Consider the following 15,781-nt stretch of genomic DNA (forward strand, 5'->3'; position numbering starts at 1 on the left):
TCGCCTTTCTTTTAGAGTTCCTGCGCGAAATTGCGTTGCATGCGGGCGAAGTAGCGCTGCGCGAGCCAGAGAAGCACCAGCCCGATGATAAGGAAAATCCCCAGGCGGGTGAGCAGATGGGAGGGCAGCAGGGCATCCTGCCCGGCCGCCCAGAAGGAATGCTGGAAGCCCATAACCGCCACCGAGGTGGGGTTGAGGAGGTAGAGGTTAATCATCCAGCTGGGGGCCGCCCCGGCGATCATCGCGAAAGAATAGACGGAGGGGGTGAGCCAGAATCCGATGAGGAGAATGACTTCCACGAGGTATTGCACATCCCGCAGATAAACATTCGCGGCGGAAAGGAAAAGCCCGAAGGCCACCGCCCACACCACCACCACGGCCAGGGAAATCGGGAAGTAGATGAGGGCGCTCCCCCACGGCACCCCCCGAATAATGAGGGCCCCGCATACCAGAATGGCCAGCTGGGAGAGGAAGTCCACAAAAGCCGCACCGGCCGCGGAGAGCGGAAAGATTTCACGCGGGAGATAGACCTTCTTGACGATCCCGGAATTACTCACGATCGCCCCGGTGGAGGCCGCCACGATCTGGGAGAAAAGCCCCCAGGCGGTCAGCCCTGCGAAAACATAGATGGCGAAATCGGGGATGGCACGTTCGGCGCCCAGTACCTTGCCGATGGCGAAGTAGTAGATGAGCAGGTTGATGAGGGGCCGCACCAAGGTCCAGACGTACCCGAGCACCGAATCCTTGTAGCGTGCTTTGAGCTCGCGCCGGGTGAGCAGGCCCAGGAGGTGGCGATGGTCGAAAATATCGCGGACGGAAGCCCGCCACCCGCTAAAGAACCCGGTGTCAATAGCCACGCGCGTGAGATCCTGGCTGGCGAGTTTCTCGAAGCGTGCTTGCGCTTCGGGGCTCACCTCGCGTTCGCGCTCTGCTGCCATACCCGACCTTTCCTGCCGGCATGCGCGCTGATGGCTCCCCACCCGGGTTAGCCGCGCGTATGCACCTATCTGTCTCATATTACCTAGCTGGAGGCAGAGCCGCGCGCACAGCCGCGCGCAGCCGCGCACCGTCAGCGCTACCTCGCGTCGCCTTGTACGATAGAGAAAGTAAGTTTCACCCGGGAGCCGCCGCGGCTACGCGAGCCGCGCTTGCCGCCCCGCGGAGGATGATAGGCAGTCATGAGTGTTTGTGTTCTTGTTCCCGCCGGAGCCGGGCCGGCTTTAGCGCGGGCTCTCCCCTACCGTGTTGCGGAGCTCATTCCGGGCCAGCCCGCCCCGCGCGCGGATCTCGCGGCGGGAGAAACGATCACCGCGGTAGTGACCGCTCCCGGTGCCGTCACGAAAACTGCCCTCGCGCAGCTCCTGGCCAGCCCGGGGCGCAATACCGCGTGGTGTGCGGCTGCGGAAACCCCCGCGTCCCGAAATGTCCTCGCGGTTCCCGCCCCGGTCTACACTTTCGATTCGCGGGCGCTCCACCTGTGCGGCGGCCTCGATACCGCTTTCTCGCTTCCGGCCCTGGCCGTGGATGCCCAGTGGCGCCTGAGCGCCGCCGGAGTACCGGGTGAGCAGCGCACCACCGCGCTCCTCGAAGCCGGCACCCAAGATCTGGATACCGCCGATTACCTGCGTGTCCTCACGAAGAATCTTTCCCCGGCCTACCAGCTGGAATTCCTCGCCCCGCTGTTCACCGCGCTGATCGATCACCCGATCCGCAGCTCCAGGGTGGATACCGCGGCCTTGGATCTTGCCCGCCGCCCCGGGAACGACGACGTCCCCTCCCTCCCGGTCCCCTCCACCACCTTCAGCGGTGCCCAGGTGGTACGCGACTGGAGCGCTTCCCTGGCCGGCTTGGAAGATCGGCACGCCGCGGCCACCGCCGCCGCCCGTATCCCGGATCGCCGTCTGCCCCATATGGCCGATTTCCTGGACCGGGTCTGGGCCAGCGCCGGTATTCCCGCCGCCGAACGGGACTTCCTAGAAACCGCTTTCGCTGATGTGCGCCGCGATGATGAGCCGAGGATCGCTTTCGCGGTGGCGGCTTCCGATACCGCGGCCCGCGCCCGTTTCGAGCAGATTGCCGGCGCTCTTCCCGAGCCGCTCTACCTGTGGGATCCGGAAAGCAAAGAGCTGAGCGAGCGCAGCGCCGATCCCACCGCACCGTTCCGAGCGGCGCGCCGCGATATGGCCAGCGCCGTCGAAACAATTGCCGTGACCTATATTCTCAATCTCCCTGCCCGCGCCGTTCCCTGGAGCGGAACCCACGGGGTGGTCATTGCCGATGTCACCACCGCGAATCTCACCGCGATGGTCCGCACCGATTGGGTGGGGGTGACCGGCACCGAAAGTGTGGGCGCGAACGCCAGCGTCCTCAACGAAACGCTTAGCGTTGCGGATCGCGTGATCACCGCGGATACCGCCCAGCGTGATTTTGTGCTCGGGGCCCTGTCCGGGAACTATCGTTTGGATCAGAATACGTACGACGACGATCACTCTCTCACCAGCCTCGTCGCCCAGGAAAACGGCGGTATTGCAGCGGCCCTCGCCGCGCTACACTCCCCCATCCACGCCTATGAGCGGGTGGAAACCACCCAGCTATACGAGGAGCCCGGCAAGCCCGGTGCCCGCAAGCATCCCCACCTGCGCCGCGCGCTGCGCGGTCTGGCCAGCACTCTCAAGGGAGAACGCAAGTGACCTCTGTTTCCGTTATTCTTGTCAATTTCCGCGGGGCGGAAGATACGATTGCCGCCGCGCACTACCTGCGTGAATGTGATTGGCCCGCGCAGGATCTAGAGATCGTCGTCGTCGATAATAATTCCGGGGATGGTTCCTACGAGCGCCTGCGCGCCGAACTACCCGACTGCCAGGTACTGCAATCGGGCGCCAACCTGGGCTTCACCGGGGGCTGCAACTTCGGGGTGGAGCATTCGCGCGGAGATATTTTGGCGTTCCTCAATAATGATGCCCGGCCCGGTAAGACGTGGATTCGCGCCGCGGTGGAGGCGATTGAGGCAGACCCGAAGGTGGGCTGCGTGGCCTCCAAGGTGCTCACCTGGGAAGGCGACAGAATCGATTTCGTCGATTCCTCGATGACGTGGTTCGGGATGGGCTACAAGCGCGAGGCGGAGCGGGAAGATACCGGCGCCTGGGATACCCCGAAGAATGTGCTCTTCCCCACCGGGGCCGCCATGTTCGTGCCGCGCCACGTTTTCGAGGAACTGGGCGGTTTCGATGACCGCTACTTCATGTTCTACGAGGATGCTGATTTCGGCTGGCGCGCTAACCTGGCCGGATACGATGTGCGCTACGTGCCCGAGTCGGTGGCCTACCACCGCCACCACGTCACCATGAAGAAGTTCGGGAATTTCCGAGAAACGTATTTCCTGGAACGCAATGCGCTGGCCTGCCTGTACAAGAATCTCGGCGATGACCTGCTCCGCACGGTTTTCGCTCCCGCCCTCGCTTTCGCCCTGGAGCGCAGCGCGGAACGCAGCGAAGTGGAGGAGCGCCGCGGCCCGGATTCCTACCGTGCCGCAGAAGGTACCATCACGAAAATGGCGGCCACCGCCCCTTACGCGGTGTCGTATTTCCGCGATATTTTGCCCTCCCTCGTGGAATCACGCCGGGAGATCCAGGCCGGCCGCAAGAAATCCGATGCGGAAATTATTACCCTCATGCGTAATGCCATGGAGCCGGCCTATCCGCTGCCGCGCTACCTGGACCTCCACGAGGCACTGGCGCGGTTCTTCGGCATCGCGAAGCGTTTTTCCGGGCAGGCGAAGGTGCTGGTGGTGACCGGTGAACCCATCGGGGAAAAAATGGCCGGGCCGGCTATCCGGGCCTGGGAGATGTGCACCCGCCTGGCGCTCGAACACCCGGTGCGGCTGTGTTCCACGGCCGGTGTTGGCAAGGTAGCCCCCCAGGCTTTTGAGATCCACAATGGCGATACCGATACCCTGCGCGCCTGCACCGATTGGGCGGATGTCATTATTTTCCAGGGCTTCCTGCTGGAAAGCGCCCCGTGGCTCATGAGCTCGGAAAAAATCATCGTGGCCGATATTTACGATCCCATGCACCTCGAGCAGCTCGAGCAGGCCCGCGACCAGGGCCCGGAGGGCCGCGAACGCTCCATTACCGGGGTGACCGGAGTGCTCAACCGGCAGCTGGCCCGTGCCGATAAATTCCTGTGCGCCTCGGATAAGCAGCGCAATTTCTGGCTCGGGCAGCTGGCGAGCATGGGCCGCATCAACCGCAACGTCCTCCCCGACGGCGCGGATGTGCGCAGCCTCATCGATATTGCGCCCTTCGGCCTGGGCGAAGAAGCGCCCCGCCAAACCGAGCACGCCATCCGCGGGAAGGTTCCCGGCATCGGCATGGATGACAAGGTGATCCTGTGGGGCGGCGGGGTCTATAACTGGTTCGACCCGCTCTCCCTCATCCGCGCGGTCGCCCAGCTTTCCCGCACCCACCCGGATGTGCGCCTCTACTTCCTGGGGATGAAACACCCGAATCCCGGGGTGCCGGCCATGCGGGTCGCCTCCGAGGCGGTGGCCCTGGCCGATGAGCTGGAGCTCACCAACCGCTTTGTATTCTTCAACCACGACTGGGTCCCCTACCACGAACGCCAGAACTACCTGCTGGACGCAAACGTGGGGGTCTCCACCCATTTCGAGCACGTGGAAACCCAGTTCTCCTTCCGCACCCGCATCCTCGACTACCTGTGGGCGGGCCTGCCGATCGTGGCGACCAGCGGGGATTCCTTCGGGAACGCCCTCGATAGCGAAGGCATCGGCATCTCGGTCCCTCCGCGCGACGTGGAGGCCCTCGCCGCCGCACTCGAAACGCTGTTATACGACGACGCCGCAGCGGCCCGCGCACGTGCGAATATTGCCGGTTTCGCCCAGCAGTTCCACTGGGATCGGGCGCTGGCCCCGCTGCTGGAGTTCTGCCGGCACCCGCGCCGGGCCGCGGATCTGGCTTTCCGCGCCGGCGACGATGTGCCGGGAACCATGCTCGGCTTTATCGACCCCGGTTTCAACCCGGTGCGCGATCTCAAACTCGTGGTGGATTACCTGCGCACCGGCGGCCCGAAGGTGCTGGCCTCCAAGGTGAAGTCCCGGCTGCGCAAGTACATCTAGGACGCCTCGTGCACCTGCGGCAGGTGCACAGATGCCCGCGGACGCTCGTTGCGTTCCGCGGGCATCTTCATGTTCATGCCGCTGGCATTGTGGGCAAGCTGCCGCGCTGCCGCCCTACGTTGCCGAGGGAATAATGAGGGCGTAGCCGTACATGCAGGCGGTCACAATTGCCAGGCCCCAGGTTACGGAATTGCGCAGCTTAATCCAGGCAGCAGCCGCGCAGAAGAGCGGGATAAGAACCATCCCGTAGCGGTGCTGCATAAAGGTGAGCGAGCCGGCGAGGATATTGAAACCGAGCACCACCCCCGGCGCGATACCGAGGAAGGACACCGCGGCTGCCTGGCAGAAACGCTGCTCCATAGTAGAGCGGCGTTCCAGGATCCAGGCCACGCTCACAATGGCGGTGATTCCCAGCCAGAGCGCCACGCTCGCGAAGGGTGACTTCGGGTATTGCTCGGCTGTCCCACCAATCCCGGCGAAAACAATTTGAAGCGCATCATCGGTCATATAGGGCAACTGGCGCAGATCGAGCACCCCGGTTGGATCCACCACAATATCCGGGCGTGCCACCGTAATGAAGGGGCGAATCACCAACCATGCCCCGCCCGCTACCGCGGACACCAGCCCGAGAGTGCCAATTTCCCACCAGCGCGGTAACGTGGCGGGCTCAGTGGCAGCTTTCTTCCCCCAGCCGTTTCCGGGCCGCATCCGGTACCACACCAGGAATATAAGGGCCGCCACCACCGCGAAAATATTTTGCATTTTCACCACGCAGGCCACCGCGGCAATAAGGAGCAGCCAGCCGAGAGACCATTGCCGGCGCGCGTAGAAAATACTCCCGAAAAGAATGAGGGTGCCCACCAGGAGATTGAGCGCATCCGGGGTGATATAGCAGTTTGTGGTGCGGAAGGTGGGCATGGAGGTGATGAGGAGCGGCACCGTGAGCGCCATCGCCCAGGTGGCACCAACGCGGCGCATTCCCCAGGCAAGGACCGTCATCCCCAGCACCAACCACAGCACGCTGGTGAGGCGAGCGCTGCCCAGCAAGCCCATCCCGAGCATCATAAACGGCTTAGCCAGCCAGGCGGTGAGGAAGTAGTAGACCGGGGAATGCACCCCGGCGGTGGTGTAGCCCGCGAAGGGGAGTTTCTCATCCGGGAAATCACCCCCGCACACCCCGATAGTTGCCGAACTGACCGGATTGGAACCAAAACCGAGGCAGGCCAGCACCTCACGGGCGTACGCATCCGTGGTCATGCCGTCACGCACCACGACCCCGCGACCGGCCTTATCAACCGCATCGAGGTACACGTATTCATCGAAGGGAGACAGGTGCGGATTGGTGATGATGAAGTGCAGATTGAGTGCCCCGCCCAGAATCCCGAAGAACACCAGAACGGCTAACCACACCACCCAGGGGCGTCCGGCACTGATTCTGCGCAAACGCGATACCAAAGCCGCCCGATGCGTCGAGGGTTGAGAAGACGAAGCGGCCTGAGGTGCCCGGACATCTGCGTGTGTGGCTGCAACCATGGATTTCCTTGAGATGGACAACGTTTCACTTGCCGCGTTATCTTATCGCGAAGTACCGCCCCTCATATAGGGCACACAGCACGGGCGTTCATTCAAGCCCGGGCTTAAATGGCCTAAAATCAAAGAATGACTTCTGAGCAAGACAGGCACCCACGTCTCGTCGTCCTCATTCCGGCCTGGAATGAAGAAGAGGCGCTGCCGGCGGTTCTCACCGAATTACGCCAGGCAGTACCGCACGCATCCCTCGTGGTCATTAACGATTGCTCCCGGGATGCCACCGCCCAAGTGGCCGCGGCCGGCGGGGCAACAGTCCTCAACCTGCCCATTAACCTCGGTGTGGGTGGGGCGATGCGCACCGGATACCTGTACGCCTGGCGCCACGGTTTTGACCGCGCCGTGCAGGTGGATGCCGATGGGCAGCACCGCCCCGAAGATATTGCCCGCCTCCTCGAAAAAATGGACGCTACCGGTGCCGATATTGTGATCGGGGCACGTTTCGCCGAACGGGGCTCCTATCGGGTGCGCGGCCCGCGCGCCTGGGCCATGCGCTTCCTCTCCCGCGTACTTTCCCGCGTGCATCACACCCGGCTCACGGATACCACCTCGGGTTTCAAGCTCACGAACCGAAAGGCCATCGGGGTACTCGCCGATGAACTCCCGGCCGAATATTTAGGCGATACCATCGAGGCTCTTATTATCGCCAGCAAAGCCGGGCTGCGCGTTACCCAGGTGGGTGTGGAGATGCGCGAACGGCAGGGCGGCACCCCCTCCCATAACCCGCTGAAAGCCGCGCGCCTGCTGCTGCGCGGTATTATCGCCATGGCGGTAGCCTCTACCCGCCCCGGCCAAAAAGATCTTGACGGAACCGAAGGAAGGCAATAACGTGCTCTACCGCCTCTTGCCGATCGCCGCGAGCATCCTCTTCCTCGTGTACCTATTCATCCTGCTGCGCTCGCGGCGGATGAAACAAACCTACGTGTATATCTGGTTCCTTATCGGCATTGGCCTGCTCGTTATTTCGATCTGGCCCCAGGTTGTTTTCCTCGTCTCCCAAGCCCTCGGCTTCAAACGCGCCTCCAATATGATTCTGGTGATCGCGTGCGTGGTGCTTCTTATGGTGACGATCCAGCTGTCCACCGCCGTCTCCCGCTTGGAAGAAGACCGGCGGCGTTTGGCTGAAGAAATAGCTTTACTGCGCGCGGAGCGCGCTGCGCCCCCAGCCGAGGCGTAAACTTCATGTGCATCAATACAGGAAGGACTTCCATGCGCATTCTTGTTACCGGTGGTGCCGGTTTCATCGGAGCGGCGATGTCAACGTACCTCGCCGACCATCACGAGCAGGTTATCGCTTTCGATAACCTGCATCCGCAGATCCACCCGGATCACCAGCCCACAGCCGGCTTCGATAAGCGCGTGGAGCTCTACGAAGCAGATGTGACCGACCCGGCCGCCTGGGATACCCTGCTGGAGCGCTTCACCCCGGATGTTGTGGTCCATTTGGCGGCGGAAACCGGAACCGGGCAGTCCCTGACCGAATCCACCCGGCACGCCTCCGTGAACGTGGTGGGCACCACCACGATGCTCGATGCCTTCGCGCGTCACCAGGTCATCCCGCAGCGCATTGTTCTTGCCTCCTCGCGCGCGGTCTACGGTGAAGGTGCCTGGCGGCACACCTCCGGAGAGCACGCCGGCGAGCTGTTCTACCCCGGTTCACGTACCGTGGCCATGTTTGAAAAAGAAGAGTGGGATTTCCCGGAGGCCGAGCCGGTGGCCATGAACGCCGCCCTGGTGGAACCGCACCCGTCCTCGGTCTACGCGGTCACCAAAATCGCCCAGGAGCAGCTCCTACGCATGTGGGGCGATGCTTTCGGCTGTGAGATCGGGATCGTGCGCCTGCAAAACGTGTACGGCCCGGGCCAAACCCCCTCCAATCCCTACACCGGGATCATGTCCCTCTTCTGCCGGGTTGCTTACAATAAGCAGCAAATTTCCGTCTACGAAGACGGCCTTATCCGCCGCGATTTCATCATTATTGATGATGTGGCCCGCGCCCTCATTAAGATGATCGAAATTGAAAAGTGCCCGGGAGTCTCCGTGGATATCGGGGCGGGCCACTACACCACTATCCTCGAAGCGGCCCAGATTATCGCGAAGATTTACGGAGCTCCCGAACCGAAGATCACCGGCCAGTGGCGCCACGGCGACGTACGCCACGCCTGGGCGGATCCGGCACCTGCCCGCGAACTCCTCGGATTCGAGGCCGAAGTGGACGTGGAAGAAGGCTTCACGCGCCTTGCTTCCTGGATTAACACCCAGACCCAGTATCTCTAAACCCGATAACCGCAGCGCGGCGTGCGGCGACGACCCGGCACCAGCGGCGTCGTCGCCCCGCCGCGATGGGACCACGCGAAGGAACGTATGCGCACATGGCTTGACCCCCGCAATAATTCGCTGAATCTGATTCGGCTTGTTTTTGCGCTGATGGTACTTTTCCACCACGTGGGGCCGGTAACCCAGCTCGTCGGGGAATTCGAGATCACACCCGGCGAATCTGTGGGTGCCTGGGCTGTTTTCGGTTTCTTTATGATTTCCGGGTATCTCATTACCGCGGCGCGGCTGCGTTCAGACGTGGGGCGCTACCTCAAGAACCGCGTGGTCCGGATTTTCCCGGCCTTCCTGTTTATCAATGTGGTGACGGCGTTCCTCCTCGCGCCCTTCGTCTACATCCTTGACCACGGCACCCTGGATGGCTACCTCACCACCGGCCCCACGCCGATCAGCTATATCCTGGGCAATTTCTTCCTCTACATGAACCAGTGGGGCATCGCGGATACCCTCCACAATGTCCCCTACCCCATTGCCTGGAACGGCTCGCTGTGGTCGCTCTACTACGAGTTCGTGTGCTACCTCATTGTGGGCGCGCTGCTCACCATCCCCTTCTTCAAGCGGCATATCTGGCCCACGGCCGTGATTTTCCTGGGCACCTGCGCGCTGCGGGTCTTCCTCCCCACCGCCACGGTCTACCTGGGTACCATGAACGGCACCCTCGACCAGCTCTCGCGGCTGCTGCCTTTCTTCTTCGGTGGCTCGCTACTTTTCCTGGCGAAAGACCGCCTCAGCCTCACCACCTGGGGTGCGCTGGGGGCAACGGTTGCGGCCGTGGCGATTATGGTGGTGGCCCCGCATTCCGGGCCGCAGATTTCCGCGCCGCTCCTCACTTACGTGCTGCTGTGGATCGGGCAGACGCTCCCCTCCCCGCGCCTCTTCCAAGTCCACGATTTCAGCTACGGCATCTACATTTGGGGATTCCCGCTCACCCAGCTGCTCACCCGCCTCGGACTGGCCGACGCGGCGCCCTACCTGGTTTTCTGCGCGGTTCTTTTCGTGCTCACCGCCCTGGGCGCGGCATTCTCCTGGTTCCTGGTGGAACGGCCCGCCATGCGGGCTTCGCGCGGCAAAAAGAATCCCTTCGGGGAGTTGCGCGCGCCGGCGCGCTAGTGGGTGCGAAGAAGCGCGCTGCGGTGCGTGCGTCGTCGTACTAAGAACGACGACGCCGGGCCTAGCTGCCGAGCAGGTAACGCAGCAGGGTACGTACCCCGGTGGAGCTGCGCTCCTTGAGGGCCCGCGGCAGCAAGGTGGCGGCGTAGAGGCGCGAGGTGGCGTGCAGCCGGGCCGCCCGCTGGGCCTTGGTCCAGCCGCGGCGCTTCATCTCCTCCGCCGCGAGCGCGAAATAGCGCCGTTCCCCGGCGAAGCGGGTGCCGTCCAGAAGCTTGGAGGCGGAGGCGGATGAATCATGGCGGCGGTAGCGGAAGCACACGGTCGGCTCCACGAGCAGGGAGGCGCCGGCGGCCAGCATATCGACGACGATAGCGAGGTCCTGGATGAGGGGGAAGCCGGGGCGGAAGGGGGTGGCGCGAATGGTCTCGGTGCGGAAAACGAGCGAGGGCCAGTAAAGCCAATCCCCGGTGAGGAGTACCGCGGCCGCACCTTCCCCGGAAATCACATTGCCCATCCGGGTGGAGCGCTTGCGCAGCGAGGTTTTAATACGGTCCCCCAGCGGAGAAATCACGGTGCCCTCCGCATCAATGGGGCGCACCCCGGGCTGAATAATATCGATGGTGGGGTGGGCGGCAATAGCGGCCTGGATGGTGGAAACAAAATTCGGTTCCATGATGTCATCGCAGCCCATGAACATCATGTACTCGGCGGTGGCCAGCTTCAGGCAGGTTTCGTAGTTTTCGGTAATGCCGCGGTTCGTTTCGTTGCGGATATAGGTGATGCGCTCATCATGCAGCTGGGCGAAGTAGTCGGGAACGCTCTCATCGGGATAGCAATCGTCCACCACGGTGAGCTTCCACTCATCGCTATCCTGGGCCAGGACCGATTCCACGGTTTGGAAGAGGTAGTCCGGGTTCCCCCAGAAGGGCAGCATGATATCGAGGCGCATCGGGCGTGATCCTTTCTGTGGCGAAGCGACTTTCCGTTTCGCCGCCATCCGTACTAGCGCCTATTATGGCACGGGCGCACCCTATACTTAAGAAATCCTGCGAAGAGAAAGGCCATCCGTGATGTCCACCGCCGCTGGCCAGAGCTCAGAAACTGCCGGGGCTGCGCTGCCCGTTGCCTTAGGGGGTGCCTCCGGGGCACTCTCCGGTTTCTTTATTACGGTGGTGAGTGCGCGCTCGCTCTCCCCTGCCGATAACACCCTGTTTTTGACCTTCTGGGCTGCCCTTTTCGCCATTATTGCCATCGTGGCGGGCCTTCAAAATGAAGTGACGCGGGCGGTACGCCGGGACCGGGTGGAAAGCTGCGAACGCGTGGACAACCGTGACGCCGGAGAAAGCCGCGCGGGTGTGGATTCCGGGGCCGCGGGCCCGCGTTACCGCACCTCGCCGGTGCTCATCTGCGCGGGGGTGGGTGTATGCGCCGCGCTCCTGGTGCTAGCTGCCACGCCGCTGTGGCTGCGGGTCTTTCACGGGTTTTCCGGGCGCGGGCTCCTCATTGCTTTTATCGCCCTGGGGGTACTTCTCAATAGCGTGCATTTAGGGCTCCTCGGAGTTTTCGCGGGGCGCGGGAAGTGGAAGATTTTCGGTACTCTCACGTCGCTGGAGCCGGCCCTGCGTTTCCTCTTCATTGCGGTGGCCGGATATCTCAGCCTTGCGCTCCACCTCTACGCCCTCGCCTGCGTGCTGGCCTGCGGTACCTGGCTGCTGCTCAGCGCCGCGCCGGGGGTGCGGGCTTTGGCACGCACCCGCATTAATATTGCGCCGCGGGGTTTGGTGCGCCGCCTCCTGCTGGCCATGGCCGCGACCGGGGCCAGCGCGCTTCTTATTAACGGTTTTCCGCTCCTCATGAGCCTGACCACCGAGCCGGTGGTGTTCTCTGAGGCGGCCCCGCTTATCCAAGCGGTGTCCGTGACTCGGGCTCCCCTCATGCTTCCCCTGGTGGCTTTCCAGTCCATGGTGATCACGGTCTTTGTCCAGCACCCCGAACGCACCCGCGGCTATTTGCTGCGCCTGGCCGTTATTGTGGGCGGAATTGGCGGGATTGGCGCCCTGGCTGCTGCCGTGTGCGGCCCGTGGCTCATGGCGGTTATTTTCGGGCCGGCTTATGCGAATACGCCCCTGATCCTGGGCTTCTTGGTGCTTGCCGCGGCCTGCCTGGCTCTTCTTACCCTGACCGGGGCGGTGGCGCTGGCTGCTGATCACCACCGGCTCAATATCCTGGGGTGGTGCGTGGCCCTGGTGGTCTCCGTCGCCATTATGCTCCTCCCCGTTTGCCTGGAAACGCGCACGGTTACCTCCCTGGTGGTGGGCCCGCTGCTGGGGAGCATCTGCCATATCTTCGGTCTGGTGCGCCGCACTCGATAGCGAGCTAGCACCGGAGCGGCGCGCGGGTACCATGGAGACTACTGAGCTGACCTAGGAGGAATCATGGCACGGATATCCGTTATCACTCCCGCCTACCGCGGTGAGGACACTATTCGGCGCGCGGTTGTATCGGTCCTGGGCCAAACCATGCCCGATGTGGAGCTCATCGTTGTGGATGATCACTCCCCGGATAACACTGCCGGCGTGCTGCGTGACCTGGAAAAAGAACTTGCCGATAACCGCCTCACCGTGATCTACCACGAGAACAATACCGGAGTATCCGGGGCCCGCAACTCCGCCCTTGAGCGCGCCTCCGGGGACTATATTGCTTTCCTTGACGGGGATGATTACTGGGAACCTACCTATCTGGAACGCATGCTACGTGAGGTAGAAAACGTGCCCGATACCGATGTGGTGTGCTGCGGGCGCACCATTCACCTCTCCAATGGCCAGACGCGCACCGAACATTCCCGTTTCCTCGGCACCTTGGCGGGCCCGGAGGCGGTACGTGCCTTCCTTACCGATAACCTCACCCCGTTCCTCTGGGATAAACTTTTCGCCGCCTCCACGTTCCAGGATCTACGTTTCCCGGAGCATATTCACCGCGGGGAAGACCAGGTTGTTGCCGCGATAGCACTCTCCCGGGCCCGGCGCGTCACCTCAATTCCCGATGCTCTGGCCAATTACGTGGTGGGCACCCAGTCTCTCACCTGGGGTCGCGTTCCCGATCCGCAAGAATACGAGGATGCCGCACGTTTCCTAGCCGAGCAACTCGGGCCGGAATGGATGGCAGAACCGGAGAACCTTTCCGCTTTTTTGGTGTACCGCACCCTCGCCATGATGATCTTGGCGCAATCGGCCATGCGTTCGGAGAAAGACACCGCCGATATTGTGCGCGCGGCGCGGCGTGCTATTAGCTTGCCCATGCTGCGCGCTACCGCGCAGGCCCGCCCGCAGCTGGCGGCCGGAGCCGCCCTGCTGCGTACCTGCCCGGCGCTCTACCGCAAGATCTACCTGCGCTACGTGCGCAGCACCTACGCCATCGCGGATTAGTAGCGGATTGCGATCAAAGTAGGAACGGCTTAAGCGCGAATTGGGAGCGGACTAGGAGCGGATGACGGGCGGCGCTTAGAAAGCCCAGCGCCATCCCGATCCCGGCACGCCCCAGGGATTGTAGACCAGGTAACCGTGCTCCAGGGAGGTTTCCAGGACCACCTTGCCGGCCGCGCTTTCCCCCGGATTGATAAAGGGAGTGACCAGCTCCGCGGTGGTATAACACCCGTAGGATGCCACCGTGTGGCTATCTTCCTGGATATTTCCTTCCCGGTCCGTGAGATGGAAAGCATCCCGATCCAGGGTGAGGAAAGGAGCATCCGGGTCGTAGGCGGCATAATCAGCTGCCATCTGCGCGCTGAGATCAACCACGAGGAAGGTGCCGTTCTCAGGAGTGAAAACAGCTGGATCTGCGATGCGCGAGGGGCACTCCTGTGCCCGGGTAATATCCGTGACTGTCAAAGTGAAGGCCGCCCGAGTGGCGCCGTCGACCGAAAGACCTACCGGCACCCCAAGCTGAGCTTCCACGTCCCCGCTGGGCGCAACCGTAACCGGGCGGCCACCTTCAGAACTGTCAGAACCGTCAGAGCCGTCGGTTACGGCGGCGCGGTCTTGCATAGTGCGATTCCCGGTACCGGACGCCCCGGAAACTCCCGGCATACTCGGCGCGGCGGTAGCCACCGGAATCGGGGTCACCGGGTCAGGATCCCCCACCGCAACGCTGGAGCATCCGCCTAAACCAAGAACCGCTACCGCGCCGATAATGGCGAGCGAGCTTCCTAGTGCCCGGCGGCGCAGGCCAGGGATGGAAGAAGGAGTGGTGTGAGAATTCTGCATCGTCTCATCGTCTTTCTTTTTCATGACGTCATCCCCTTAGAAGCGGTGGAAATCGCCGTGGGGTACAACGTAGCCCCAGCGCCGCGCGAAATCCTGCCGCCATTTCGTTGCCACGTACATCCACGCCGGCCCGTCCACGGTGGTCACGAGGTCACGGGTGTAATTCATATAGGCAGGGTTCTTACCCGGAACATAGCCTTCCCAATCATCCATTTGGGCCACTTTGGCATCGTAATTCCACGGTCCGTACTTCAGGAGGTCGCCGCGCAGCCCATGCGGGCCGGGAAGAGCCCAGGGCCACGGATTCCACCGCGGGCCAGTGATCCACAGTTCATAACCCGGCACCCAGCTTTCTTTGATACCGGAGTAGTTATTGACCACGAAGGCAGCTTCTTCGCCCTGGCGCAGCGTTCCGTAAACCAGGATAGGGTACCCGCCGGAATTAGGATCAAGGTTGGGTGGGCGCTCGCTATTGGGAGCCGGCGGCACATAATCGCGGCGCACCGCCAGGGTGTCCACCCCGTCGCGGTTCCAGTCACCCACCAGAACGTTATCCCCGTGCCGCCCGTAGGAGAATTCGGTAGAAGCGTTCCCACCGGACACGGTCGAGTTATTGACGTAGTACATATTGCCGCGGCGCACCGCGAAACTATCGATGCCGTCCCCGTCCCAGTCACCCACGAGGACCGTGTCACCGTGGCGCCCGAAGGAGAAGACCGTGAAGTTCTCATCATCGTCGAGCACATTGCTGACATAGAACATATTGCCGCGCCGAATGGCCAGGGTATCGGTGCCGTCCCCGTTCCAATCCCCCGCGATCACTTCATCATCGGGTTCACCAAAAGTGAAGCTATGTTCCCCGCCTCCGGTGGTGAGCTCATTACGCACGAAATACGTATTGCCGCGGCGAATAAGGACCGTATCGCCCACTACCGCATCCCAATTGCCGATAAGGAATTGATCGGTGGGCAGCCCGAATTTGAAGTGGATATCCGCGTCCCCGGACAAGAAAGTGTTCTTCATATAGAAATCGGAGCCGCGGTTCACGCCCAGGGTGTCCCGCCCGTCACCATTCCAATCCCCGGAAAACACCACGTCCGTATGCCGCCCGTAGGACATCTCCATATCGGCCGTACCCGAGGTGAGAGAGTTTTTGAAGAAATAGTAGTTTCCCGCGCCCTCGTCCAGAGCGGGCGCACCCTGCGCTGCCGGCATGAGCCCCAGCGAGCTCGCGATCAGCGCCAGCGCTGCGATCACGCCAACCATCAGCCCGGGGGTGCGGGCGCGCGCGTATGAATACCTCTTCAAGAGAACCTCCTCGAGTTGTTCGCGCCCCGGAGTGGTGCTAAATCCA

13 protein-coding genes are annotated in these 15,781 nt (G+C 62.6%); 8 read left to right on the forward strand and 5 right to left on the reverse strand.

Translation table 11 applies throughout. The annotated features are described in order from the left end of the window. Nucleotides 1-11: 11 nt before the first annotated feature. Nucleotides 12-938: an ABC transporter permease gene (locus ACRQEC_RS04910; RefSeq protein ID WP_087070504.1), complete on the reverse strand. Its 927-nt coding sequence runs from the start codon at nucleotides 936-938 to the stop codon at nucleotides 12-14. Between the two features lie 240 nt (nucleotides 939-1,178). Here ACRQEC_RS04910 and ACRQEC_RS04915 point away from each other — a divergent pair, with 240 nt between their 5' ends. Then, a complete protein-coding gene (locus ACRQEC_RS04915) occupies nucleotides 1,179-2,690 on the forward strand; it encodes a hypothetical protein (protein ID WP_284889311.1) in 1,512 nt (503 codons plus the stop codon). Next, nucleotides 2,687-5,134 carry a glycosyltransferase gene (locus ACRQEC_RS04920; protein ID WP_284889312.1) on the forward strand — a complete coding sequence of 816 codons (2,448 nt, stop codon included), beginning with the start codon at nucleotides 2,687-2,689 and terminating at the stop codon, nucleotides 5,132-5,134. Before ACRQEC_RS04915 ends, ACRQEC_RS04920 begins: the two co-directional genes overlap by 4 nt. Before the next feature lie 114 nt (nucleotides 5,135-5,248). Here the strand turns inward: ACRQEC_RS04920 and ACRQEC_RS04925 are convergent, their stop codons facing one another. After that, nucleotides 5,249-6,667 (reverse strand): glycosyltransferase family 39 protein, encoded by a 1,419-nt coding sequence (locus ACRQEC_RS04925; RefSeq protein ID WP_284889313.1) that lies wholly within the window; start codon nucleotides 6,665-6,667, stop codon nucleotides 5,249-5,251. A gap of 126 nt (nucleotides 6,668-6,793) precedes the next feature. On the opposite strand from ACRQEC_RS04925, the gene ACRQEC_RS04930 reads away from it, so the two are divergent. The 4 genes from ACRQEC_RS04930 to ACRQEC_RS04945 all read left to right on the forward strand — a co-directional run bounded on the left by ACRQEC_RS04930 (nucleotide 6,794) and on the right by ACRQEC_RS04945 (nucleotide 10,165). Beyond that, complete coding sequence (locus tag ACRQEC_RS04930; RefSeq protein ID WP_284889314.1) at nucleotides 6,794-7,549, forward strand: glycosyltransferase family 2 protein; 756 nt, start codon at nucleotides 6,794-6,796, stop codon at nucleotides 7,547-7,549. Next, entirely contained in the window at nucleotides 7,524-7,898 is a 375-nt protein-coding gene (locus ACRQEC_RS04935; protein ID WP_234984475.1) for a DUF2304 domain-containing protein, read from the forward strand. Before ACRQEC_RS04930 ends, ACRQEC_RS04935 begins: the two co-directional genes overlap by 26 nt. A gap of 32 nt (nucleotides 7,899-7,930) precedes the next feature. Beyond that, complete coding sequence (locus ACRQEC_RS04940; RefSeq protein ID WP_087070499.1) at nucleotides 7,931-8,998, forward strand: NAD-dependent epimerase/dehydratase family protein; 1,068 nt, start codon at nucleotides 7,931-7,933, stop codon at nucleotides 8,996-8,998. Between the two features lie 87 nt (nucleotides 8,999-9,085). Beyond that, entirely contained in the window at nucleotides 9,086-10,165 is a 1,080-nt protein-coding gene (locus ACRQEC_RS04945; RefSeq protein ID WP_087070498.1) for an acyltransferase family protein, read from the forward strand. Between the two features lie 61 nt (nucleotides 10,166-10,226). On the opposite strand, the gene ACRQEC_RS04950 is transcribed toward ACRQEC_RS04945, so the two are convergent. Next, complete coding sequence (locus tag ACRQEC_RS04950; protein WP_284889315.1) at nucleotides 10,227-11,114, reverse strand: glycosyltransferase family 2 protein; 888 nt, start codon at nucleotides 11,112-11,114, stop codon at nucleotides 10,227-10,229. A 121-nt stretch (nucleotides 11,115-11,235) separates the two neighbouring features. Here ACRQEC_RS04950 and ACRQEC_RS04955 point away from each other — a divergent pair, with 121 nt between their 5' ends. After that, nucleotides 11,236-12,537, forward strand: a complete 1,302-nt coding sequence (locus ACRQEC_RS04955; RefSeq protein WP_284889316.1) for an MATE family efflux transporter — start codon at nucleotides 11,236-11,238, stop codon at nucleotides 12,535-12,537. Nucleotides 12,538-12,600: 63 nt separating this feature from the next. Continuing rightward, nucleotides 12,601-13,590: a glycosyltransferase family 2 protein gene (locus ACRQEC_RS04960; RefSeq protein ID WP_284889317.1), complete on the forward strand. Its 990-nt coding sequence runs from the start codon at nucleotides 12,601-12,603 to the stop codon at nucleotides 13,588-13,590. A 75-nt stretch (nucleotides 13,591-13,665) separates the two neighbouring features. Here the strand turns inward: ACRQEC_RS04960 and ACRQEC_RS04965 are convergent, their stop codons facing one another. After that, nucleotides 13,666-14,451 carry a hypothetical protein gene (locus ACRQEC_RS04965; protein WP_284889318.1) on the reverse strand — a complete coding sequence of 262 codons (786 nt, stop codon included), beginning with the start codon at nucleotides 14,449-14,451 and terminating at the stop codon, nucleotides 13,666-13,668. A 12-nt stretch (nucleotides 14,452-14,463) separates the two neighbouring features. Then, nucleotides 14,464-15,735 (reverse strand): gamma-glutamylcyclotransferase family protein, encoded by a 1,272-nt coding sequence (locus ACRQEC_RS04970; protein ID WP_284889319.1) that lies wholly within the window; start codon nucleotides 15,733-15,735, stop codon nucleotides 14,464-14,466. Nucleotides 15,736-15,781 lie beyond the last annotated feature (46 nt).

The organism is Actinotignum saccati, assembly GCF_051265055.1.
Taxonomy (GTDB): Bacteria; Actinomycetota; Actinomycetes; order Actinomycetales; family Actinomycetaceae; genus Actinotignum.

Bases quoted from the DNA above. Each gene is read 5' to 3' on its own strand.
- ACRQEC_RS04910 (WP_087070504.1), bottom strand. From the start codon at position 938: ATGGCAGCAGAGCGCGAACGCGAGGTGAGCCCCGAAGCGCAAGCACGC.
- ACRQEC_RS04915 (WP_284889311.1), top strand. From the start codon at position 1,179: ATGAGTGTTTGTGTTCTTGTTCCCGCCGGAGCCGGGCCGGCTTTAGCG.
- ACRQEC_RS04925 (WP_284889313.1), bottom strand. From the start codon at position 6,667: ATGGTTGCAGCCACACACGCAGATGTCCGGGCACCTCAGGCCGCTTCG.
- ACRQEC_RS04930 (WP_284889314.1), top strand. From the start codon at position 6,794: ATGACTTCTGAGCAAGACAGGCACCCACGTCTCGTCGTCCTCATTCCG.
- ACRQEC_RS04940 (WP_087070499.1), top strand. From the start codon at position 7,931: ATGCGCATTCTTGTTACCGGTGGTGCCGGTTTCATCGGAGCGGCGATG.
- ACRQEC_RS04945 (WP_087070498.1), top strand. From the start codon at position 9,086: ATGCGCACATGGCTTGACCCCCGCAATAATTCGCTGAATCTGATTCGG.
- ACRQEC_RS04950 (WP_284889315.1), bottom strand. From the start codon at position 11,114: ATGCGCCTCGATATCATGCTGCCCTTCTGGGGGAACCCGGACTACCTC.
- ACRQEC_RS04955 (WP_284889316.1), top strand. From the start codon at position 11,236: ATGTCCACCGCCGCTGGCCAGAGCTCAGAAACTGCCGGGGCTGCGCTG.
- ACRQEC_RS04960 (WP_284889317.1), top strand. From the start codon at position 12,601: ATGGCACGGATATCCGTTATCACTCCCGCCTACCGCGGTGAGGACACT.
- ACRQEC_RS04965 (WP_284889318.1), bottom strand. From the start codon at position 14,451: ATGAAAAAGAAAGACGATGAGACGATGCAGAATTCTCACACCACTCCT.